The organism is Pedomonas sp. (genome assembly GCF_036515995.1).
Taxonomy (GTDB): Bacteria; Pseudomonadota; Alphaproteobacteria; order Sphingomonadales; family Sphingomonadaceae; genus Pedomonas.
This window is the reverse complement of the sequence record NZ_DATBUP010000119.1, coordinates 16,189-37,270: the sequence shown is the minus strand read 5'-3', so window position 1 is coordinate 37,270 and position 21,082 is coordinate 16,189. Positions and strand designations below refer to the sequence as shown.

Below are 21,082 nucleotides of genomic sequence, written 5' to 3'. Positions count from 1 at the left end.
GCGGATCACTAGGCGACTGTTACGAAACTGTCCACGACACGTTTGGTGCCGGACTTCTCGAATTCGATTTCCAGCTTGTTGCCCTCAACCGAAAGCACGTCGCCGTAGCCGAACTTCTCGTGGAAGACGCGCGCGCCGACCGGAATGTTGGACGTCTTGGGGGAGATGACGGATTTCTGAACCGGCCTGGCCTCGATGATCGCCGGGCCGCCCCGTCCGTACTGATTGGCGCGGCCATGGGCCTGCGCCCGCGCCCAGCCGGGACCACGGCCGCCGCCGCGGGTGAGATGGGCGAACGGATCTGTCTCGACAGTCGTCTGCTGCCACATGCTCGCGCCGCCGGTCAGGGTCGACTCGATGGACACGTGCTCGGGCGGCAGCTCATCGATAAAGCGCGAGGGGATGCAGGACTGCCACTGGCCGTAAACCCGGCGGTTTGCGGCGTGCAGAATGGTCGCCTGACGGCGTGCGCGGGTGATGCCGACGTAAGCCAGACGGCGCTCTTCCTCGAGGCTGGCGGTGCCGCCTTCGTCCAGCGAGCGCTGGTTGGGGAATACACCTTCCTCCCAGCCGGCCAGGAACACCACGTTGAACTCAAGGCCCTTGGCCGCGTGCAGGGTCATGAGGGTGACTTTCTCATGATCGTCCTGCGCTTCGTTCTCCATGACGAGGGAGACATGCTCCATGAAGGCGGGCAGGGTCTCGAAGTCCTCGATGGCGCGCGTCAACTCGTTCAGGTTCTCGAGGCGGCCGCTGGCATCGGGCGAGCGATCCGCCTGCCACATGGCCACATATCCCGACTCTTCCAGAATGATGCGGGCGACTTCCGCATGGCGCAGCTCGGTCAGGTGGGAGCGCCAGCGGTCGAAATCCGCCAGCAGATCGCCAAGGGCCTTGCGTGCGCCGCGCGGCAGTTCGTCCGTTTCCACCACCATCTGTGCGGCGCGGGTGAGGGGAATGCCTTGCGCGCGCGCCAGCATGTGGATCTTCTGCAGGCTCTTGTCGCCAAGGCCGCGCTTGGGAAGGTTCACGATGCGCTCGAACGCCAGATCATCGTCCGGCTGGATCAGCACGCGCAGGTAAGCCAGCGCATCGCGGATTTCGGCGCGCTCGTAGAAGCGGAAGCCGCCGATGATCTTGTAGGGCAGGCCGAGCGTGATGAAGCGTTCTTCGAACTCGCGGGTCTGGAACGAGGCGCGCACCAGAATCGCCACGTCGCTCAGCGGCGTGCCGCGAACCTGCAGGGTCTCGATCTGCTCGCCCACGGTGCGGGCCTCGTCCGCGCCGTCCCACACGGCGATGACGCGCACCTTCTCCGAATAGTCATCGGACTCGGTCCACAGCGTCTTGCCGAGGCGGCCCTGATTGGCGGCGATCAGCCCGGAGGCCGCGCCCAGAATGTGCGGGGTGGAGCGATAGTTCTGCTCGAGGCGGATGATCTTCGCGCCGGGAAAGTCCTGCTCGAAGCGCAGGATGTTGCCCACTTCCGCGCCGCGCCAGGAGTAGATGGACTGGTCGTCGTCACCCACGCAGCAGATGTTCTTGCGGGACTGGGCGAGCAGGCGCAGCCACAGGTACTGGCTGACGTTGGTGTCCTGATATTCGTCCACCATGATGTACTTGAAGCGGCGCTGGTAGTCCGCCAGCACGTCGGTGTGCTTGGTGAAGATGGTGAGCGTGTGCAGCAGCAGGTCGCCGAAATCACAGGCGTTCAGCGTCTTCAGCCGGTTCTGGTAAACAGCGTAGAGGTCACCGCCGCGCCCTTCGGCAAAATTGCCCTTCTCGGCCTCCGGCACCTTCTCCGGCGTCCAGCCCCGGTTCTTCCACTTGTCGATGACACCGGCCAGCTGGCGGGCGGGCCAGCGCTTCTCGTCCAGATCCGCCGCGACGATGATCTGCTTCAGGAGGCGCAGCTGGTCGTCGGTGTCGAGAATGGTGAAGTTGGACTTCAGCCCCACCAGTTCGGCATGACGGCGCAGAATGCGCGCGGCCACCGAATGGAAGGTGCCGAGCCACGGCATCCCCTCGACCGCCGAGCCGACGATCTGGCCGATGCGGTGCTGCATTTCCCGCGCCGCCTTGTTGGTGAAGGTGACGGCCAGAATCTCGCTCGGCCACGCCCGGCGGGTGGCGATGAGGTGGGCGAGGCGGGCCGTCAGCACCTTGGTCTTGCCCGTGCCCGCACCGGCCAGCACGAGGACGGGACCGTCCGTCGTCATGACGGCATCCCGCTGCGGCTCGTTCAGGCCGTCGAGATAAGGGGCGTTCAGGGGCGGTTCGGAATGGGGCGCGACGTTCATGTTTCGTCCCATAACCAAAATGCACCCGGCCTGTCACGCCCGGATATACGATCATTACACTCTAACGGGTTCAGCCGTGCCTTTGAGGCCGCTTGCAGTCCGCCTCATCGTCGGTCGCTTAAGGCCCAGAAGCTGTGGCCCAGAAGCTGCGGCTCAGTAATCCGGCGTGGACTTCTGCCGGCCGTAGGAGTCGAGGAGGGCAATGAAGCGCTGGCGGTCGATGGGCTTGGGCAGGTAGCCGCTCATGCCGGCCGCGGCGCAGTTCTCCGCTTCGTCCTCTTCCGCATTGGCGGTCATGGCGATGATGGGAAGGTCCGCAAAATCCTCGCCGAGGGTACGGATGGCACGGGTGGCTTCAAGGCCGGACATTTCCGGCATGCGGATGTCCATGAGGACCAGATCGAAGCTGTCCTCCTGCACGGCGCGGACGGCGGCAACGCCATCTCCCACGATCACGCAGCTGTGCCCGGAGAGCTGTAGCAGGGTCTCCACGAGGCGCTGGTTGACGGGATTGTCTTCCGCAACAAGGACGTGCAGCCGTTCCACCTCTCTCGGAGCCGTGTTGGACAGGACGGACTGATTGCCGGTCCCGGAAAATTCCGATGCAAAACCAACAGAATACATCATCGACCCGCTTCCCCCGTTGCTGTTGGTCGATAGCCAGTACACATACTCACGCGCCCCAATGCATCCGGATAAGATCATAGCAACTATTGCAATACAACCCGGCTGCATTCGGATTGCACTGCAGATGCAATGGGAAAGCCGGTAAACGCCCCATTAGCAACCTTTTGTTGCAGGTATGTCACAGATATTTTGCCGAAACTTTCAGAATCAGGCCGAAGCGACCGGGGTGAGCAACGTGATTCTGGTGATTCCATAGGTTGCGGTGCGCACGATTTCCCACGCGGGATCGCTGATTTCCTCATCGCGGGGCGTCTCGACCACCACAAGCGCATCGGCCCCGACCCAGCCCTGCTGGAGCAGCTGCGCCAGCGTGGGGGCGACCAGATCCTTGCCGTAGGGCGGGTCAATGAACACCACGTCATAGGAATCGGCGACGGACGGCAGGTTGGTCGCCGGGCGATTGAGCACCTGAATCTGCGCCTTGGCCCCGAGTGTGGTGGCGTTCTGCTCAACCAGCCGGCAGGAGGTGCGGGCGGAGTCGACGAAGGTGGCATGGCTGGCCCCGCGCGATAGGGCTTCCAGACCCAGCGCGCCGCTGCCGGAGAAGATGTCCGCCACGCGCAGGCCGGCAAAGCCGCCCAACCGAGCAGAGATCATGCTGAACACGGCCTCGCGCACGCGGTCTGACGTAGGGCGAACCGATTCATCGGGCGGGGACGCCAGTTTGCGGCCCCGCCACTGACCGGCGATGATCCTCATTTCTTGCGGCCCCCTTTGGAACCGGACCGGGGCTTGGTGTTGCCTTTGGGCTTCGGCTTGGCCCAGCCGGCCTTGCGCTCCAGCTTCTTGCGGCCGGTCTCGGCAGTCTCGCCGGCGGCCGGACGGCCGGAGGCGGAGAGCGTGCCGCTGACAGGCTTGCGCCCGCCGGGCTTGCGGGAGTCCGTGCCCTTCTTCGTGTCCGCGCGAAGCTCCGGCGTGCCGGTCTTCGGTGCGGGCGCGCCGCCCCGTGCCTCAGCGGCACGGGTCAGGCGGCGGAACGGGCGGACCGGTTCCTCAGCAACGGCCTCCACTTCAGGCGCGGCGTCGCGATCGCGGTAGGAGGCGCCGCGCTGCGGCTTGCCCTCAGGCGCACGGCGGCGGGGGCCTTCATCGCGCCGGTCACGGCCTCGGCCGCCTTCACGGGTTCTGTCCTCCCGCGGCTCCTTCGGGGCGGCAACCTCTTCCGTCTCCCGGCGGGGACGGCGGGTGGCGAACAGTTCTTCGCGGCGATAGGGGTAGGGGTTCTCGATCTCGAACCCCGCAGGCGGCAGCAGCTCGCCCGGCACGCCCGGAATGGAGCCGGGGCTGATTTCCTGAATGTCGCCCTCACGCAGGCCGTCAACGGTGAAGGGGCCATAATCGGTGCGGATGAGGCGCGAGACCTGCAGGCCGAGATGGCCCAGCACGTTGCGCACTTCCCGGTTCTTGCCCTCGCTGATCTTGACGGCGATCCAGTGGGTCATGCCGTGGCTGCTTTCCACCTCGGCGTTGATGGAGCCGTAGCGCACGCCGTCGATTGTGATGCCCTCGATCAGGTCCGCCAGCGCGGTGTAGTCGATGCGGCCACGCACGCGGGCGCGGTAGATGCGCTCCACCGCGTTGGAGGGCAGCTCCAACCAGCGCTTCAGCTCGCCGTTGTTGGTGAGCAGCAGCAGGCCCTCGGTGTTGTAGTCCAGCCGCCCGATGGTGACGACGCGGGGCGTGCCCTTGGGCAGAAGGTCATAAATGGTCGCGCGGCCTTCCGGATCACGCACGGTGGTGAGGCACCCGGCGGGCTTGAAGAAACGCCACAGGCGGGTGGGCTCCACCTCGGAGACCGGGTTGCCGTCAACCGTCACGCCCTGCAGCGAGGTGACGATGGTGGCGGGGGTGGTCAGCACCTCGCCGTTCAGCGCGATGCGGCCGTCCTCGATCATGCGCTCGATATCGCGGCGGCTGCCGACGCCGGCGCGGGCCAGCAGCTTGGCGATGCGCTGGGGCTCGTGCGCCTCGAACCGGGGTTCGGCCTTTGCCTTGGCAGGGGGCTTGGCGGGGGCCTTTGCGGGCGCGGCTGCGGGGCGCTTGGCGGGTGCACCGGAGCCCTTGCGCTCGGCTGGCTGCTCGCTGGCTGTCTTGCCGTACCGGGCCTTGCCGTAGGGGGACTTGCCGTAGGGCGATTTACCGGCAGCAGCGCGGGCGGGGCGCTCGAACTCTGCCCGCTCCTCCCGAGCCGGTCTGTCGTTCTGGGCCGACCTCTCGGTGCGGTTCGGGCGGCGGCCACGGCCCCGTTCGGGAGCCGACGGGCGGGAAGAGGAGGAAACCGGGGGACGGGGCTTGCGCGACATGATGAACCGCTGGGCTTTCTTAGATGGGCAGACTGAATGAGGGACGAGGTCGTCAGGGAGCTTTCTTATTCGACGAACGTGCTTCTGTCTCGAAAAGTCGTGATTGACCAGAGCACAACCGTCTCTATAGTGCGCTCGACCAAGACCGGTGCCCCTGTGGTGGAATTGGTAGACACGCTTGACTCAAAATCAAGTGGCGGAAACGTCGTGCTGGTTCGAGTCCGGCCAGGGGCACCAAAATCTCTCCTTACATTCCAGCCTGTTGAGCCTGCATTCCCTGCGGGCCGATAACGCTTGCGCCATGCCCGCCGAGGGTCCGCATCAGGCGAAAAACAGGGCCGCGCCTGCGGCGGCCAGCGCGAGCACGCTGCCGATGCCCACATCGCGGCCGATGCGCGCACCGCCCACGTAGGCGGCCATAACGGCCTTGGAGAGGGTGTTGACCCCGAGCGCCAGGGCAACGGCGTACATGGCGGTATCCATGTCCAGCTGGTTGCCGCCGAGCTTGGCCATGGAGATGGTGACGGCGGCTACGTCCGCCACGCCGGACACTGCCGCGACCAGCAGCACGCCGCTTGCGCCCACGGTCTGCTGCACCACCTCCGATGCCAGAATGATGACGCCGATGAGCAGGGCGAGCTTGATGGCCATGCCGAGCGCGAGCGGGTTCGAGGTCTGGATATTGGGTGTGGCGGACTCATGCCTGCTGCGCAGGAACAGCACGGCCGCATAGGCCGCCAGCACGAGGCCGCCAGCCGTCAGCGGCATCCAGAGACGGATCAGGAGGGCCGGGTTGAGCACGACGGCAAAGGCCGCCACGCGCACCACCATGACGACGCCCGCCACCAGAATGCCGCCCGCCAGCGGGCGGTCGCACTCGGGCGTGTCGCCCCCCAGCTTGGCCAGCGCCAGCGTGGTGGCGGTGGAGGAGGAGATGCCCCCGGCGATGGCCGCCATAAGAATGCCGAGGCGGCTGCCGAACACGCGCATGGCGACATAGCCGCCGAACGAGATGCCCGCGATCATGATGGCGAGCAGCCAGATCTGCGCCGGATTGATGGCATCCCACGGGTCGATGGCCCGGTTGGGCAGGATGGGCAGCAGCAGGAAGGACATGGCGAGCAGGATCAGCACCGCGCGCACTTCCTCCCAGCGCAGGGCGGCGATCCACTTGTGCAGCGGGTCGCGCAGCGCCAGCAGCAGCGTCATGGCAACGGCGCAGCCGATGGCGATGTTGAGGTTGCCGAGCACTGCATAGGCCCCGAGCACGTACGTAAGCATGCCCGCAACGACGGAGGTTGCGCCCAGATCATTGTTTGCCCGCGCCTCCAGCCATTGGAAAACCGAAAAGGCGCCGGTGTATGCAAAGAAGATAAAACCGAGGACGACCGGGCCGGAAATCAGGCTCAGCGCACCCGAAACGCCGCCCAGCAGGCCGCAGAGCGCGAACGTGCGGAAACCGGCGGCACGCTGCTTGTTCTGCTCATCCCGCGTGTGCCAGCCCCGCTCCAGGCCGACAAGAAGCCCGATGGCAAGGGCAACAGCGAGACGGCTGAACAAATCATCCATGGGGAAAACGATCCTCCAAGCGGCTGCAACACAAAGCTGAATCTCATTCTTAGACCATTGGCGCGGAAATTCGAGAGCGTGGCGATTATTCACCGGGCGCTTGCGCGCAAAAGGCCGGTTTGGCTGGCTTGAGACAGAATGGCTGCGTCTCGCTCACGCTTCCGGAACAGGAATCAGGGAAGCTCGTTTGAACATGACTAATGTCCTCCTCAATCGGGAGGAGGGCAAAAATTCGGTGAAGGTACGCGCTCCGTGCTTGTGCATGTTCTGCTGAATATTCGCCTGCTGTCCTGTCAGGAGGCGTGCAAATGACCACGCTCCAGATGTCTCAGCGATCCACGATGGTATCCGAGCGTATTCGGGTGATTGAAACGGGGGTCTATACAGGCCCCCATATTTTCGGTGATCTGCCCATGATCCGCATCATGCTGGATCTGGGCGCGCTGGAAGCCCGGCCCTCCAACACGCTGCCCGGTTTCAACCGCACGCTTCTGGCCATGCTGCCGGGGCTGGCCGAGCATGGATGCAGCTACGGCGAGCCCGGCGGCTTTGCCCGCCGGATGGAAGAAGGCACCTGGCTTGGCCATGTGGCCGAGCACGTGGCGCTGGAATTGCAGTGCCGGGTAGGCGCCCGCACGACGCGCGGCAAGACCCGTTCGGTCAAGGGGCTGCCCGGCGTCTACAACGTGATGTTCCAATATGAGGAGGCCCGTGTGGGCCTGCTGGCAGGGCGCATTGCCCTGAAGCTTATCAACAGCCTTCTGCCCGCCGAATATCAGGGTATTGTGGGGCTGGGCCAGATCACCGACGCCGATGACGGGCTGGCGGACGGGCCGTTCGATCTGGAAACCGCGTTGAAGGCGCTGCAGCGGCTGCATGACCGCACCGCGCTGGGGCCGACCACACAGGCCCTGGTGCACGAGGCGGAGCGGCGGGATATTCCGGTGCTGCGGCTGAACGAGGCCAGCCTGATCCAGCTCGGCCACGGCAAGCACCAGCGGCGCATTCGCGCCAGCATCACGGGCAATACCTCGTTCATCGGCGTGGACATCGCCGGCGATAAAGACCTGACCAAGAAACTGCTGGACGACGCCGGACTGCCGGTGCCGCAGGGCAGGCTGGTCACGACGCTGGAGGAAGCGAATGAAGCGGCGCGGCGGATCGGCTTCCCGGTCGTCACCAAACCGCTGGACGGCAACCACGGGCGCGGCGTGACGCTCGGCATCATGACGGCAGAGCAGCTGGCCTTCGGTTTCGACCAGGCGCGCAAGCACGGCCGGCACATCATCGTGGAGCAGTTCTGGCAGGGCCGGGACTATCGCATCCTCGTGGTGAACGGGCAGGTCGTGGCGGTGGCCGAGCGGGTTCCGGCGCAGGTGGTGGGCGACGGCAAGCACACCATCCGGGAGCTGATCGACATCGTGAACACCGATCCGCGGCGCGGCGAGGGTCACGAGAAGGTCATGACCCGCATCAAGATCGACGATCATGTGCTCGACATGGTGGGCCGCGCGGGCCTGACGCTCGAGAGCGTTCCCGCCGCCGGCATCGTGGTGCGCCTGCGGGCGACCGGAAACATGTCGACCGGCGGCACGGCGATCGACCGGACCGACGCCATCCATCCGGACAACGCGGCCATCGCCCAGCGCGCGGCGCAGATCATCGGGCTGGATGTGGCGGGCATCGATTTCATTGCGGCGGACATCGCCTGCTCCGTCCATGAAACCGACGGCGGCATTGTGGAAGTGAACGCCGCGCCGGGCTTCCGCATGCATCTGGAGCCGTCCGAAGGGCGGTCGCGCAACGTGGCCCGTCCGGTGATGGACATGCTGTTCCCGCGCGGGACGCCTGCCCGCGTGCCGGTGTTCGCGGTGACCGGGACCAACGGCAAGTCGACCACGGTGCGCATGGTGGCGCATATCCTGCGCAAGTCCGGCCTCAAGGTGGGCTACACCACGACCAGCGGCGTCTATGTGAACGACGAGCTGATCGGCAAATGGGATGCGAGCGGGCCGAAGAGCGCACGCATGATCCTGCGCGACCCGCGGGTGGAGGCGGCGGTGCTGGAGACGGCGCGCGGCGGCATTCTACGCGAAGGGCTGGCGTTCGACCGGTGCGACGTGGGCGCGGTGCTGAACGTGGAGGCGGATCACCTCGGCCTCAAGGGCATCGATACCATCGAGGATCTGGCGTGGGTGAAGTCCGTGGTGGTGGAGACCGTGCATCGCGGCGGCTTCAGCATTTTGAACGCCGACGATCCGCTGACCGCCCGCATGGCGCGGCGCGCCGGCGGCCGCATTGTCTACTTCACCATAAAGAGCATCGATGAGGCGCCCGACTTCGTCCGCGAGCACGTGCGGGCGGGCGGACTGGCCGTCACCCGCGAGCCGGGGCCGAATGGCGGTGATATCGTCATCCACGAGGACCGGGAGCGGCTGCCGCTGATCACGGCGGGCGCCATTCCGGCAACGCTGGGCGGCGCAGCGGAGTTCAACATCCAGAACGCCATGGCGGCGGCGGCCATGACCTTTGCCAACGGCGTGCCGATGCTGGTCATTCGCGCGGCGCTGGCCAGCTTCTCCACCTCGTTCCAGCAAAGCCCCGGCCGCCTCAACGTTTATGACGGCCACGGCTTCCGGGTCATTCTGGACTATGCCCACAACCCCGCCGGACTGAAGGCGCTGGGGGACGTGGTGAAGCGCCTGCGTCCGCAGTACCGGCGCACCATTGGCATGGTGAACATTCCGGGCGACCGCCGGGATCAGGACATGCGCGACATGGGCGCGATTGCGGCCTCGGTCTTCGACGAGATCGTGTTCCGCGAGGACCCGGCCCGCCGGGGACGCGCACCGGGCGAGATCGTGCAGCTGCTGAGGGAAGGGGCGCTGGCAGCCGGCTTCCCGCCCGAGCGCATCCATTGCGTTCTGGACGAGGATCCGGCGGCCGACCTGTGCCTCGGCATGGCGCAAAGCGGCGACCTCGTGGTGCTGACCCCGACGGACGTGGAAGCCATGTGGCGGAGAATGCTGGCCTTTCGCCCCGGAGCGGGTGCACGCGTGACCGAGACGGCTGACAGTCCACTGGCCTTGCGGCACGGTTAGTTATTGGGGCGAGACATGACGGACAAGGCGCGCGGGTCCCGCGGCGGCACGCTGGTGATCATCGGCGGCGGCGAGGACAAGGAAGGCGACTGCCTCATTCTTGGGGAAGTGGCGCGGCTGGTGGAGGGCGGCAGACTGGTTGTCGCCACCATCGCCTCCCACCAGCCCGAGGGGTATTTCGATGCGTACCAGAAGGCCTTCGAGCGCTTCGGCGTTACCGATCTGGCGGAGCTGTACGTTCAGGACCGCAGCGAACTGCTGAGCGAGGAGAAGCTGCGCCTGTTCGACGGGGCGGTTGGCGTGTTCTTCACTGGCGGGGACCAGCTTCGCATCAGCAGCCAGATCGGCGACACCCCGATCGAGCAGCGGGTGCGGGAAATCTACCGGAACGGCGGGGTGATCGCGGGCACCTCCGCCGGGGCCTCAGTGATGAGCGACACCATGCTGGTGAAGGGCAGCAGCCGGGAATCCCACCGCATCGGCGACCTGCACATGGCCCCGGGCCTGGGTCTGGTGCGCAACGCCGTCATCGATCAGCACTTCGCCGAGCGGGGGCGCATGGGCCGCTTGCTGGGGGCGGTGGCGCATAACCCGCGGGTGCTGGGCATCGGCATCGACGAGGACACTGCCGTGGTGGTCGAGGACGAGCGCATGCGCGTGATCGGCAGCGGCGCGGTCTACGTGGTGGATGGCGCAGGCGTCTCCCACTCCAACATCACCGAGGCCGAACCCGAACGGGCGCTGACCATGTTCGACGTGCGCCTGCACGTGCTGAGCGCAGGGGACGACTTTGATCTGGATACCCGTCGTCCCCGCACGGCGCAGTCAAACCGGTAGGCGTCCGTCAGGGCGGTAGGCGTTAGTCAGGGTGTCGGCCGTCACGACATGGGGTTGGGCTGGGGCGCGGGCTCCTCCGGCAGGGGGATGAACTCCTGATTGTCGAGATCCGGCAGTTTCATGCGGCCCGCGCGCCAGTCCGCCTTCGCCTGCTCCAGCCGTTCCTGCGAGGATGAGACGAAGTTCCAGAACAGGAAGCGGGGGCCGACCGGTTCTCCGCCCAGCACCATGACGATGGCCGGCTCCGGCGCCGTGAAGCGGGACGCGCCGGGTGCAACGACCAGCATCTGACCGGCTTCGTACCGGGTGCCCTCAAGCTCGATGGCCCCGGAGACGACGTACAGCGCGCGCTCGGGATGGCCGGGGGGAAGCTCGGCCACCGCGCCCGCCGCCAGATCGAGGTGGGCGTAGAACAGCGGGGAGTGGGTCTTGACGCCCGCCGTCAGCCCATAGGCGCTGCCCGCGATGAGGCGGCCGTGCACGCCGCCCTCCTGCCACTGGGGCAGGTCCGCGCCCTCATGGTGGGAGAAGCCGGGCTCGGTCTCCTCGAACTCGGTCGGCAAGGCGACCCAGGCCTGAATGCCGTGCAGGTGATCCCCCTGGCTCCGTGCCTTCTCGAACCGCTCGGAATGGGTGATGCCGCTGCCGGCGGTCATCCAGTTCACCTCGGCGGGACGGATGGACATTTCCGAGCCGACGCTGTCCCGGTGCACCATCTCGCCGGAGAACAGGTAGGTGACCGTGGACAGGCCGATGTGCGGGTGCGGGCGCACGTCGACCTCACGCGGGATGCCGGGGGCCAGATCGACCGGGCCCATGTGATCGAAGAACACGAAGGGGCCGACCATTCGCCGTTTGGCGAAGGGCAGCACGCGGCCAACCTCGAGGCCGCCGCCAAGGCTGCGGCGGCGCTGGGGGATGAGCAGTTCGATCATGCGTCTGGTCTCCTGTCACGTGCGGCCCGGATACTGAAAGTATACCACAGATTGCGATAACGCCCGTCATCGTCTATTGTACCGGCCTTCCCCCCGTCCTGCTCCGCCCGTTGCGGAGGCAGGCTTCCATGTTCAACCGGGGGAACGAAATGCGGCTTCTTGTCTTGACCATAAGGCCACCGATCGGCGGAAGGCTCGACCGGCCGAACCGTTTCTGGCAAGGCAGCGCCGTCTGTAATTTGCGGAGTAACTGAATGCCCGTACGCGCCGAGCTTGCCGAGCAGGCAACCCTGCCTGTGCGCAATCCCCTGCCGGGGCTGGTCGCCATCATTCTTCACATGGGGTGCATTGGTGCGAGCCTGGGCATTCTGGCTCCGCTGACGGCCCTGCGCTTCAAGGACTGGGGCGCGGATTCATGGGAAGTGGGCCTCTCCGCCGCCATGACGGCGCTGGCGCTGCTCATCATGCTGCCGCTGGTGGCGCGGGTGCCGCGCGTCAATCCCACCGTCATGATGGCGGGCGGCTGCGCCGTGGGCGTGGCGGCGCTGGTCGGCATGCAGCTGCTGCCCTACGTGTGGGCGTGGATTGGCCTCAGGCTGGTCGCGGCGCTGGGCCTGACCATGCCGTGGCTGCTGGGCGAAAGCTGGGTCAACCTTGCCGCCCCGCCGCACATACGCGGGCGGGTGGTTGCCTTCTACGCCTCGGCGTTCTTCATCGGCTTTGCCATCGGCCCCATAACCATCGACGCGGTGGGGGCGGACGGCTGGCCGATCATCATCGCGGGCATCATTTTCCTGCTGGGCGCGGCGCTGCCGCTCATCATCGCCCGCAAGTACGCGCCGCCCATCGCGCTTGAATCCATTCGCAACCCATGGCCGGTGCTGCGCCGCGCCAAGATCGTGACGCTGGCCGCCGCTGCCGCGGGTCTCACCGAGAGCCTCTGCTTCGGCCTGTTCGTGATCTATGGCCTCGACCTCGGCTGGGGCACCTCGACCTCGCTGCAGGCCTACTCGGCCCTGCTGCTGGGCGGCATCCTGCTGCAATACCCCTTCGGCTGGCTGGCCGACCGCTGGAGCAAGGGCCGCATGCTCAGCATCGTGGCGCTGCTGACCATCGTCAGCGTCGTCGCGCTCTCGTTCGTGACCATGCAGCCGACCATCGCCCTGTTCTGGGCCTTCCTGCTGGGCGGCGGCGTGCTCGGCTTCTACTCCCTCGGCCTGACCCTGCTCGGCGAGAAGTTCGAAGGCGAGGACGTGATCCGTGCCAACACCGGCTTCCTGCTGGCCTATCAGGGCGGCGCGCTCATCGGCCCTTCAACCGGCGGCGTCGCCATGACCTTCATCGGCCCGCTCGGCTTCACCATCGTGCTGGCAACGGTCGGCGTGCTGCTGTTCGCCGTGACGCAGTGGCGATTTTTCAAGCAAGCTTGAGGGGGCGGGGCTGTAAGCCTTCGGCTGGGTTTTGTGGGGGTCTATAACCCCCACGCCCCCTTCGTTTTGCGGGGGTGTTTCTGGAGCCTTCCGTTTCTTTGATTGATGCGGCCGCGTTATCCGTGCGTGCCGGGTCAGCCGGGAAGAGTGCTCCTTAAAATCATTCAAATCTTTGTGGGAAGCGGCGTTGCAATGACGCTGGAGGAAGGGGCTGGGCCTGTAGTCGGGTTTGGGGCTGTAGCTTGGGTTTGAACTGGGGCGGACCGGTGCCGGGAGCGGGGCCGGGCCTCTATGGCGCTAAAGCTCGGGCTCACTCAGGCTCTGGACCTCTCAGACTCTGTGCTGGGCAGCGCACAGGGGTGAATGCTCCTTAAAATTATTCAACGAAATTGGACCGTCGATGCGAGGGGGCAGGGCAGAATGCTCGCGTCAGGAACCGGGGTGCGGCCGTTTTATTTGCGGAGCAGGCGCATTCTCCCCCAATCAGGCGCAGCGCGTCCGGTGGGCATGGCTTCGCGATGGGGTGTCGTCAGTTCGCACCTGAAACACGGCCTGAAAAACAAACGGGGCGCGGGGGTTATAGACCCCCGCAGAATCCTGAAAATTTCAAACCGAATCCACCTCAGCGGCCATGAGGCCGCGCAGGCTGTTGCCGAGGAAGAGGCGGCCGGTGCGCAGGTCTTCCGGGGTGAGCACGGCTTCGCGGGCGCGGCCGGTTTCCAGCAGTTCGGCGCGCAGCACGCCGGGGAGCAGGCCGGAGGCGAGGGGCGGTGTGAGCAGTTCGCCGTCGCGCTCGAGGAAGATGTTGGTGAACGAGCCTTCGGTGAGTTCGCCGCGGGTGTTGAGGAACAGCACGTCGAAGCAGCCGGTGCGGGCGGCAAGCCTTGCGCGGGTGTCGTCGAGCGCCTTGCGGTGGGTGGTCTTGTGCTGGCGGAAGGGGTCGAGGGGGTCGGTTGCCAGATCGGCCAGCACGACTTTGACCGGGCCGGAGGGGCCGGGAGGCAGGGGCGCGGCCTGCACCGCGCAGCCGCCGAGGCGGGCGGCCAGCAGGCGCACGCGCATGGGGCGGATGAAGTGGGCGGCGGTGTCGGCGAGCGCCTGCCGCCATGTGTCGGGCTGGGCTGCGAAGCCCCAGTAACGGGCGGACTGTTCGAGGCGGGCGAGGTGGCGATCGAGCCGGGCGTAGCCGGAATCCGGGTGCCCATTGACGGGATGCCATGCGAGAGTTTCGATCAGGTCGAACGGGGGCTGGTTGGCGGTGAGGAAGCGGCCTTTCAGCAGGCACTCCTGCCATTCGGCGGCGGGGGTGCTGTCGGCAACGATGCCGCTGCCGAGGCCGAGCCGGGCGGCTCCGGGAAAGTCCACCAGCAGCGTGCGGATGGCGACGTTGAAGCAGGCGTCGCCGGGCTTTTCCGGCGTTCCGGGGGCGATCCAGCCGATGCTGCCGGTGTAGACCCCGCGCGGGTGGGGCTCCAGCTCGCGGATGATCTCCATGGCGCGGATCTTGGGCGCGCCAGTGATGGAGCCGCAGGGAAACAGGCGGCGGATGACATCAATGGCGTCCAGCCCGGCGCTGAGGTCTGCCTCGACGGTGGAGGTGAGCTGGTGCAGCGTCGGGTAGGTCTCGACCGCGAACAGGGACGGCACCCGGACGCTGCCGGGGGTGGCGACGCGGGAGAGGTCGTTGCGCAGCAGATCAACGATCATCAGGTTCTCGGCCCGGTTCTTCTCGTCCTGCGCCAGCGCCTCGGCAGCGGCGGTGTCTTCCGCGCTGGCGGCACGGCGGGGCGCGGTGCCCTTCATCGGGCGGGCGGTAAGGCGGCCGTTCTCAAGCTGGAAGAACAGCTCGGGCGAGAGGGAGAGGAGCCAGCGGTTTCCGGTCCAGACGCAGGCGGCGTGGGGCGGGCGCTGGGCCTCGCGCAGGCGGCGGTAGAGCGCCAGCGGCGAGCCTTCGAACGAGACATCGGCCGGAAAGGTGAGGTTGATCTGATAGACGTCTCCGGCCTCGATGTACTCCTTCACGCGGCGACAGGCGCGGGCATGGGTTGTCTCATCGATGCGGGGCGCGGCAGGGGGCGACGGCGGGGCGAGGGGCTGGCCGCGCCAGAACTGCTCAGCCTCGGCGGAATCGATCAGGCGGCACTCCCGGAACAGGCCGAACCATGCCAGCGGCTCGCCTTCGGGGGCGCGGTAGAGGGAGGTGAGGCGCGGCTCGAACAGCAGACCGGCTTCATAGGACAGCCAGCCGCCCACATGGAGCCCGGCGCGCAGCGCGGCGCGAACGGCCTCCAGCGCGGGCTCGAGCTCCTCGGGCGCGCTGACCGTGACGGCCTGCACCAGCGTGGTCAGCAGGCGCGCGGGCGCAGCAGGGGAGGACGAGGACAGGGGGCCTCGGGCGTCCTCGAAGAGCGCAAAGGGCTGAAGGGGTTCGAGCGGCAGCATGCGGGCCGGATAGCGCGCCGCCCGGTGAGGTGCAAGAAAAGGCGCAAGAATGACGGTGTGTCAGGCTTAGAGCTACGATCTGCCTGCACTAATCGTAGCTCTAAATTATTGTTTGGTCGCACTTTCTTAATCGCAGGGCATGCGCCCTGCTCGAAAGTTGCTCTTGCGCCTCAGGATTGAGGTCAGCCGAGGCTGGTGTCCGTCTGCGGGGCGGCGGTTTGCGCCTTTGCACCGGCGAGCCGGCCCATGAGCCAGACCAGACCGCCGCAATAGGCCGCGCCGACGATGAGGGCGAACGCCATGCCGGGGTAGTCTTCCTGCGCGCCGACGGCGGGAATGGTGCCGACGGTCAGGTAGAGCATGAAGGAGGCGTTGACCAGCAGGGGCACGGAGTTGCGGATCTGGGCATAGATGGCCAGAACCACCACCACCAGCGCGGCCGCGAGGCCGGCGTTGCCGTACAGCTGCGGCAGGTGGTGCAGACCGGCCGCCAGTGCCAGACCGCCGAGGCCGCCGACGAGGGCGGGCGCGAATTCCTTGAAATCCGTGTGCTTGATCCCGGCCCAGTAGAGGGCGAACAGGAAGCCGGCGAACAACGGCGTGATGTCGAGAAGCATGTAGATCCCGATCAGGATCGCCACGACGACGAGAACGGCGGCGGTGATCAGGGCCGCCTTGGGCGCGCTGAGCTGCGCACCGGATGAAGTGTCTGCCACGATACTGTCTCCCCAGAATGTCCGGCGCGGTTTTCTGCCGAATTTTTGGAAAGGATATCGAGTTTCGCGGGGGTGGCAACGCGGGGGGCGGGCAGGGCCGGAAAACACCGCTGAAAAGATAGGTTCTGACGGATGGAATCGAAAAGGGCGGCCCCGAGGAGCCGCCCTTCCGTTCAGGCCGAGGCCTGATGCTTTTCAGCGCAAGGCTTAGAAGCGAACGCCCAGGCCGACCAGGGTCTGGTGCAGCTCAGCGCCACGCTCGTAGTTCGAGTAGCGGTACTCGACGTTGGCGAACAGCTGCTCGTTGAAAGCAACTTCAGCGCCCAGGCCGAGACGGACGCCGTCCAGCTTGCCAGCGTAGCCTTCGGTGCCCTGGTTGGTGTAGCCAACCAGACCGTAAACCATTGCGGTGTCGGTCACCTTGGTGCCCAGACGAGCAGCAACCGACAGGTCACGGCCGTAGCCGGTCTCGCCGCTTTCCTGGAACTCGGCGGTGACGCCGGCGATCAGGTTGCCGTAAGCGCGGTCGTAGCCAACGTTCACGCCGTAGGTGAAAGCGTCGTCGCCCAGGAAGTTCTCGTCAGCCAGGCCAACGGTGCCAGCAACGCGGAAGCCGGTGAAGTCAGCGGCCAGAGCCGGGGTAGCAACGGTCATCGCGACGAGCGAAGCAACAAGTGCCTTCTTCATTTTATTTTTCCTTCAGACTGGAAACTATCGGGGGCCGCCTCCCTACTCCCGGACGTTGCGGCTGGGCAACAGGGGGTGGGTGGAATTGTTACAGTTCGATGGCATGACGTTGTATTTGAGCAACAGTTAAAACGTGGCGTCGCGGCAACACAACGGTTCGCCGACGTTCGCCGAAACGAAAAGCCCCCGGAGCGAGGGACTCCGGGGGCTGGCGACCAGACTCAGGGAGTCCGGCAGCAGGGTAAGCTTGCGTGTGGTCCGGCTTACTTGCGGCCGGCGACCACAAAGTTGCGGACATCCTGCATCAGCTTGTCGAACGACGGGTGGTGCAGATACATCATGTGACCGGCCTCGTAGTAGGTGTAGGACACGCGATCCTTCACCAGCCCGTTGGCGGCGAGGGTGGTCTCCGCCGCGAAGAACGGCGTGGCCAGATCGTAGTAGCCGCTGGCGAGGAGGACGCGCAGGTCCTTGTTCTCGCGCATGGCCTGACCCAGACCTTCGGCCACGTTCACGTTGATGTAGCCGCCGCGCTTCTTGCCGGCCCAGTCCCAGTTGCGGCCGGGTTCGCCCGACAGCGTCTTGAACTCGCGCGCACCCAGATCGACCTTCAGCGAGTCCGCGATGTAGTGGTTGAACGCCGCGGTGTAGCTGGGGGCGATGGCGTAGCCGGAGGGATCGTTGTCGAAGGTCTCGCCCGCCGCATCCTGATCGATGCCGGTGTAGCGGCTGTCGAAACGGCCGACGGTGTGGCCGCGATCACGCCCGTACTGCTTCATGAAGCGGTGAGCGTTGATGCGCAGGTTGGTCTGGTCGAGATACTGCTCGGACAGGCCGGTCAGCTCCGCCAGCGTCTTGCGGACGCGGGCCTTCTCCTCAGGCGAGATGCGGTCGCCCTTCAGGAGGGCCGGCGCATATTCGTTGACCGCGAACTGGCGAGCCCGCTCGACGTGTTGCTCGACGCTTATGCCCTGCTCGCCCAGCCTGGCGTGATACCAGTGGGTGGCGGCGTAGGTCGGCAGGAAGCCGATGTAGGGCAGCTCGTTGCCGGTCTGGAAGCGGGCGGTCGAGAAGTCCAGAATGGCCGAGATCAGCATGACGCCGTTCAGGCCGTAGCCGTTGAAGCCGCCTTCCAGCACCTCGGCCAGCTTGGCGGCGCGGGTGGTGCCGTAGCTTTCACCCGCCACGTACTTGGGCGAATTCCAGCGCTTGTGCTGGGTGGTCCACTGGCGGATGAACTTGGCGATGCTCTCGGCGTCCTGATCGACGCCCCAGTAATCCTTGCCTTCGCCCTTGCCGATGGCGCGGCTGAAGCCGGTGCCGACGGGGTCGATGAACACCATGTCGGCGATGTCGAGCAGGGTCTTGTCGTTATCGACGATCTTGTACGGCGCGGCACCGTCGTCCTTGGCGTCGGACGGCAGGACCAGACGCTTCGGGCCGAACGCGCCCATGTGCAGCCACAGCGAGGACGAGCCCGGGCCGCCGTTGAAGATGAAGATGACCGGGCGGGTGGAGGTATCCTTCACGCCCTGGCGGATGTAGCTGGTGGAGAAGATGGCCGCGCGGGGATTCTCATCCTCGTCGTACAGGTAGGTCTCACCGGCAATGGCCTTGTAGCGGACGTCCTGACCGTTGAAGCGGCCGCTGTGCTCGGTCACGAACACCTTGGGTTCGGAGACGGGCTTCTCTGCGGCCTTTTCGACCTTCGGGGCCTTGTCGGCAGCAACAGCCGGGGTGGCGGCCGCCAGAAGGGCAAGGGCCAGGAGCGAGGCGCGGTATTTCATCTTTAAACCCCCAGTTTCCCCAACGCGCGACCACGCCGGGGACATGAACTGAACATGAACGTTACCGTGCGACACTAATGCCCCTGTTACAAACCTCACAAGTCACAGCTGAAACAATTCATCTGATGTGACGGGGCGTTTGTCTCACAACAGGGCGAAGCGTGGCCGGGCTGACGCATAATGGAGGGATGCCGGCAGGGCGTGGAAGCGCCGGGCCGGGAGTAAGTGCATCTGGGGGTTTACCATGAAACAGATTTTTGCAGCGGCCGCGTTGATGCTGGCGGCCGGCTCCGCCCATGCCGATTACCCGGCGGGCGTGGTGGCGGACGGGCTGCCGAACATTCCGGCCGAGCTGAAGGCCGAGACGCAGGCTTATCTGGACTACCGCAGCGCGACCTTCCTCGGCTGGAACCCGGCCACCGGCGGGGCGCTGATGTACACCCGCTTCGGCAACGTGCCGCACCTGCACGAAGTGGCCGCGCCCGGTGCGGCGCGCAAGCAGATCACCTTCGGCGGCGAGCCGGTGGTGAACGCCTCCTTCGCCCCCAAGGGCAACGGCATGATGGTATTCTCGCAGGACCGGCAGGGCGACGAGTTCTTCCAGCTCTATCGCCTCGACCCCGGTGCCGCCCGCGCCGTGCTGCTGACCGACGGCAAGAGCCGCAACGGCAGCCCGACCTGGTTCAAGGACGGCTCGCGCTTCCTCTACACCTCCACCCGCCGCACGGGGCAGGACAACGACCTTTACGTGATCGACCCGCGCGACCCGAAGACCGACACGCTGGTGGCCCGGCTTCAGGGTGGCGGCTGGCGTCCGGCCGACGTTTCGGCCGACGGCAAGAGCGCGCTGGTGCTGAAGTATATCTCCGTGAACCAGAGCGAGGTCCACCTGCTCGACATCGCCTCCGGCAAGATGCGGCAGGTCACGCCGAAAGGCATGGTCTCCTACGGTGATGCCCGCTTCGCGCCGGACGGCACCATTTATGTCACCACCGATGCCGAGGGCGAATTCCGCACCCTGGCCCGGCTGGACCCCAAGACCGGCAAGACCACCCGCGTTTCCAACAACGACAAGTGGGACGTGGAAGACTTCGGCATTGCCCCGGACGGCTCGTTCCTCGCTTACACCATCAACGAGGCGGGCAGCTCGCGCCTCGTCATCCACAATCTGGTGCGCCGCATCGCCCCGGTTTCGCCGGAGCTGCCGCAGGGCGTGATCTCGAATCTGAAGATTTCCAGCACCGGGGAGGTGGGCTTCTCCTTCTCCTCCGCCAAGACGCCGGGCGACGTGTTCTCGGTGAACCCGCAGACGCTGGAGGTGAAGCGCTGGACCGCGAGCGAGACCGGCGGGGTTGACACCAGCGCCTACGTGGAGCCCGAGCTGGTCTCCATCAAGAGCTTCGACGGGCTGGAGGTCTCCGGCTTCCTCTACCGGCCGGACCCTGCGAAATTCCCCGGCAAGCGCCCGATGATCATCCACATCCACGGCGGGCCGGAAGGGCAGATCCGCCCCGAATTCCAGGGCAACTACAACTACCTCGTCAACCAGATGGGCATCGCCATGTTCTTCCCGAACGTGCGCGGCTCTGAAGGCTACGGCAAGACCTTCCTGACGCTGGACAACGGCTTCAAGCGGGAGGATTCGGTGAAGGACATCGGCGCGTTCCTCGACGCGCTGGCCAAGGACCCGCAGCTGGACAAGGACCGCTTCGGCATTACGGGCCGCTCCTACGGCGGCTACATGACGCTGGCGGCGCTGACCCACTATTCCGACAAGGTGCGGGCGGGTTTGGAAGTGGTGGGCATTTCCCACTTCGTGACCTTCCTCAACAATACCCAGGGCTACCGCCGCGACCTGCGCCGCGTGGAATACGGCGACGAGCGCGACCCGAAGATGAAGGCGCACCTGGAGAAGATCTCGCCGCTGACCAACGTCGACAAGATCAAGGTGCCGCTGATGGTGGTGACCGGCGCGAACGACCCGCGCGTGCCGGCGTCCGAAGCGGACCAGATCGTGCAGGCCGTGCGCCGCAACGGCGGCGAGGCGTGGCACTTCCTGGCGAAGGACGAAGGCCACCAGTTCAAGAAGAAGGACAACCTGGACGCCCAGTTCTGGTCGAGCCTGATGTTCTGGAAGAAGCACCTGCTGGATTGATCATCCGGTTTTCAAGGGTTTTTGCAGGGGTCCTGGACCCCTGCGCCCCATTGGTAAGACAAGGGCCGTGCGCGTGGATAAACGGGTGCGGCCCTTTTCTTTGGCGGGTTCATCAGGCCGTGCGCGGCATGAC

Annotated in this window: 14 protein-coding genes and 1 tRNA gene; 5 read left to right on the top strand and 10 right to left on the bottom strand. The window is 66.1% G+C overall.

The annotated features are described in order from the left end of the window. Positions 1–8: 8 nt before the first annotated feature. From VIG90_RS09320 to VIG90_RS09305, 4 genes are all read right to left on the bottom strand, one after another. Positions 9–2,300 carry an ATP-dependent helicase gene (locus tag VIG90_RS09320; protein WP_331593226.1) on the bottom strand — a complete coding sequence of 764 codons (2,292 nt, stop codon included), beginning with the start codon at positions 2,298–2,300 and terminating at the stop codon, positions 9–11. Between the two features lie 153 nt (positions 2,301–2,453). After that, the gene (locus VIG90_RS09315; protein ID WP_331593225.1) at positions 2,454–2,927 is read right to left on the bottom strand and encodes a response regulator; all 474 of its coding nucleotides are present in this window, start codon (positions 2,925–2,927) and stop codon (positions 2,454–2,456) included. Positions 2,928–3,134: 207 nt separating this feature from the next. Continuing rightward, a complete protein-coding gene (gene rsmD, locus VIG90_RS09310; protein ID WP_331593224.1) occupies positions 3,135–3,686 on the bottom strand; it encodes a 16S rRNA (guanine(966)-N(2))-methyltransferase RsmD in 552 nt (183 codons plus the stop codon). Further along, positions 3,683–5,290: a pseudouridine synthase gene (locus VIG90_RS09305; protein WP_331593223.1), complete on the bottom strand. Its 1,608-nt coding sequence runs from the start codon at positions 5,288–5,290 to the stop codon at positions 3,683–3,685. The genes rsmD and VIG90_RS09305 overlap by 4 nt, the downstream gene beginning before the upstream one ends. A 150-nt stretch (positions 5,291–5,440) precedes the next feature. Between VIG90_RS09305 and VIG90_RS09300 the strand changes: the two genes are divergently transcribed. Further along, positions 5,441–5,527 (top strand) — tRNA-Leu (locus VIG90_RS09300). An 84-nt stretch (positions 5,528–5,611) separates the two neighbouring features. On the opposite strand, the gene VIG90_RS09295 is transcribed toward VIG90_RS09300, so the two are convergent. After that, entirely contained in the window at positions 5,612–6,859 is a 1,248-nt protein-coding gene (locus tag VIG90_RS09295) for an MgtC/SapB family protein (protein ID WP_331593222.1), read from the bottom strand. A gap of 308 nt (positions 6,860–7,167) precedes the next feature. Between VIG90_RS09295 and cphA the strand changes: the two genes are divergently transcribed. Together cphA and VIG90_RS09285 are read left to right on the top strand one after the other, a co-directional pair. After that, entirely contained in the window at positions 7,168–9,960 is a 2,793-nt protein-coding gene (cphA, locus tag VIG90_RS09290) for a cyanophycin synthetase (RefSeq protein ID WP_331593221.1), read from the top strand. Positions 9,961–9,975: 15 nt separating this feature from the next. Next, positions 9,976–10,797, top strand: a complete 822-nt coding sequence (locus tag VIG90_RS09285) for a cyanophycinase (protein WP_331593220.1) — start codon at positions 9,976–9,978, stop codon at positions 10,795–10,797. 41 nt (positions 10,798–10,838) lie between these two features. On the opposite strand, the gene VIG90_RS09280 is transcribed toward VIG90_RS09285, so the two are convergent. Further along, positions 10,839–11,732: a pirin family protein gene (locus tag VIG90_RS09280; protein WP_331593219.1), complete on the bottom strand. Its 894-nt coding sequence runs from the start codon at positions 11,730–11,732 to the stop codon at positions 10,839–10,841. A gap of 254 nt (positions 11,733–11,986) precedes the next feature. Between VIG90_RS09280 and VIG90_RS09275 the strand changes: the two genes are divergently transcribed. Then, positions 11,987–13,162: an MFS transporter gene (locus VIG90_RS09275; protein WP_331593218.1), complete on the top strand. Its 1,176-nt coding sequence runs from the start codon at positions 11,987–11,989 to the stop codon at positions 13,160–13,162. A gap of 606 nt (positions 13,163–13,768) precedes the next feature. On the opposite strand, the gene pabB is transcribed toward VIG90_RS09275, so the two are convergent. From pabB to VIG90_RS09255, 4 genes are all read right to left on the bottom strand, one after another. After that, a complete protein-coding gene (pabB, locus tag VIG90_RS09270) occupies positions 13,769–15,604 on the bottom strand; it encodes an aminodeoxychorismate synthase component I (protein ID WP_331593217.1) in 1,836 nt (611 codons plus the stop codon). Between the two features lie 182 nt (positions 15,605–15,786). After that, positions 15,787–16,320 carry a hypothetical protein gene (locus VIG90_RS09265; RefSeq protein ID WP_331593216.1) on the bottom strand — a complete coding sequence of 178 codons (534 nt, stop codon included), beginning with the start codon at positions 16,318–16,320 and terminating at the stop codon, positions 15,787–15,789. A 207-nt stretch (positions 16,321–16,527) separates the two neighbouring features. Then, complete coding sequence (locus tag VIG90_RS09260; protein WP_331593215.1) at positions 16,528–17,007, bottom strand: outer membrane protein; 480 nt, start codon at positions 17,005–17,007, stop codon at positions 16,528–16,530. Between the two features lie 263 nt (positions 17,008–17,270). Continuing rightward, the gene (locus tag VIG90_RS09255) at positions 17,271–18,794 is read right to left on the bottom strand and encodes a S10 family peptidase (RefSeq protein ID WP_331593214.1); all 1,524 of its coding nucleotides are present in this window, start codon (positions 18,792–18,794) and stop codon (positions 17,271–17,273) included. Between the two features lie 244 nt (positions 18,795–19,038). On the opposite strand from VIG90_RS09255, the gene VIG90_RS09250 reads away from it, so the two are divergent. Then, entirely contained in the window at positions 19,039–20,949 is a 1,911-nt protein-coding gene (locus VIG90_RS09250) for a S9 family peptidase (protein WP_331593213.1), read from the top strand. The last annotated feature ends 133 nt before the right edge of the window (positions 20,950–21,082 follow it).

What these genes read in the sequence shown, in the direction of transcription:
- VIG90_RS09285 (WP_331593220.1), top strand. Translation starts at nt 9,976, where the DNA reads ATGACGGACAAGGCGCGCGGGTCCCGCGGCGGCACGCTGGTGATCATC.
- VIG90_RS09260 (WP_331593215.1), bottom strand. Translation starts at nt 17,007, where the DNA reads ATGAAGAAGGCACTTGTTGCTTCGCTCGTCGCGATGACCGTTGCTACC.
- VIG90_RS09295 (WP_331593222.1), bottom strand. Translation starts at nt 6,859, where the DNA reads ATGGATGATTTGTTCAGCCGTCTCGCTGTTGCCCTTGCCATCGGGCTT.
- VIG90_RS09305 (WP_331593223.1), bottom strand. Translation starts at nt 5,290, where the DNA reads ATGTCGCGCAAGCCCCGTCCCCCGGTTTCCTCCTCTTCCCGCCCGTCG.
- VIG90_RS09315 (WP_331593225.1), bottom strand. Translation starts at nt 2,927, where the DNA reads ATGATGTATTCTGTTGGTTTTGCATCGGAATTTTCCGGGACCGGCAAT.
- VIG90_RS09250 (WP_331593213.1), top strand. Translation starts at nt 19,039, where the DNA reads ATGAAACAGATTTTTGCAGCGGCCGCGTTGATGCTGGCGGCCGGCTCC.
- VIG90_RS09255 (WP_331593214.1), bottom strand. Translation starts at nt 18,794, where the DNA reads ATGAAATACCGCGCCTCGCTCCTGGCCCTTGCCCTTCTGGCGGCCGCC.
- VIG90_RS09320 (WP_331593226.1), bottom strand. Translation starts at nt 2,300, where the DNA reads ATGAACGTCGCGCCCCATTCCGAACCGCCCCTGAACGCCCCTTATCTC.
- rsmD (WP_331593224.1), bottom strand. Translation starts at nt 3,686, where the DNA reads ATGAGGATCATCGCCGGTCAGTGGCGGGGCCGCAAACTGGCGTCCCCG.
- cphA (WP_331593221.1), top strand. Translation starts at nt 7,168, where the DNA reads ATGACCACGCTCCAGATGTCTCAGCGATCCACGATGGTATCCGAGCGT.
- VIG90_RS09275 (WP_331593218.1), top strand. Translation starts at nt 11,987, where the DNA reads ATGCCCGTACGCGCCGAGCTTGCCGAGCAGGCAACCCTGCCTGTGCGC.
- VIG90_RS09280 (WP_331593219.1), bottom strand. Translation starts at nt 11,732, where the DNA reads ATGATCGAACTGCTCATCCCCCAGCGCCGCCGCAGCCTTGGCGGCGGC.
- pabB (WP_331593217.1), bottom strand. Translation starts at nt 15,604, where the DNA reads ATGCTGCCGCTCGAACCCCTTCAGCCCTTTGCGCTCTTCGAGGACGCC.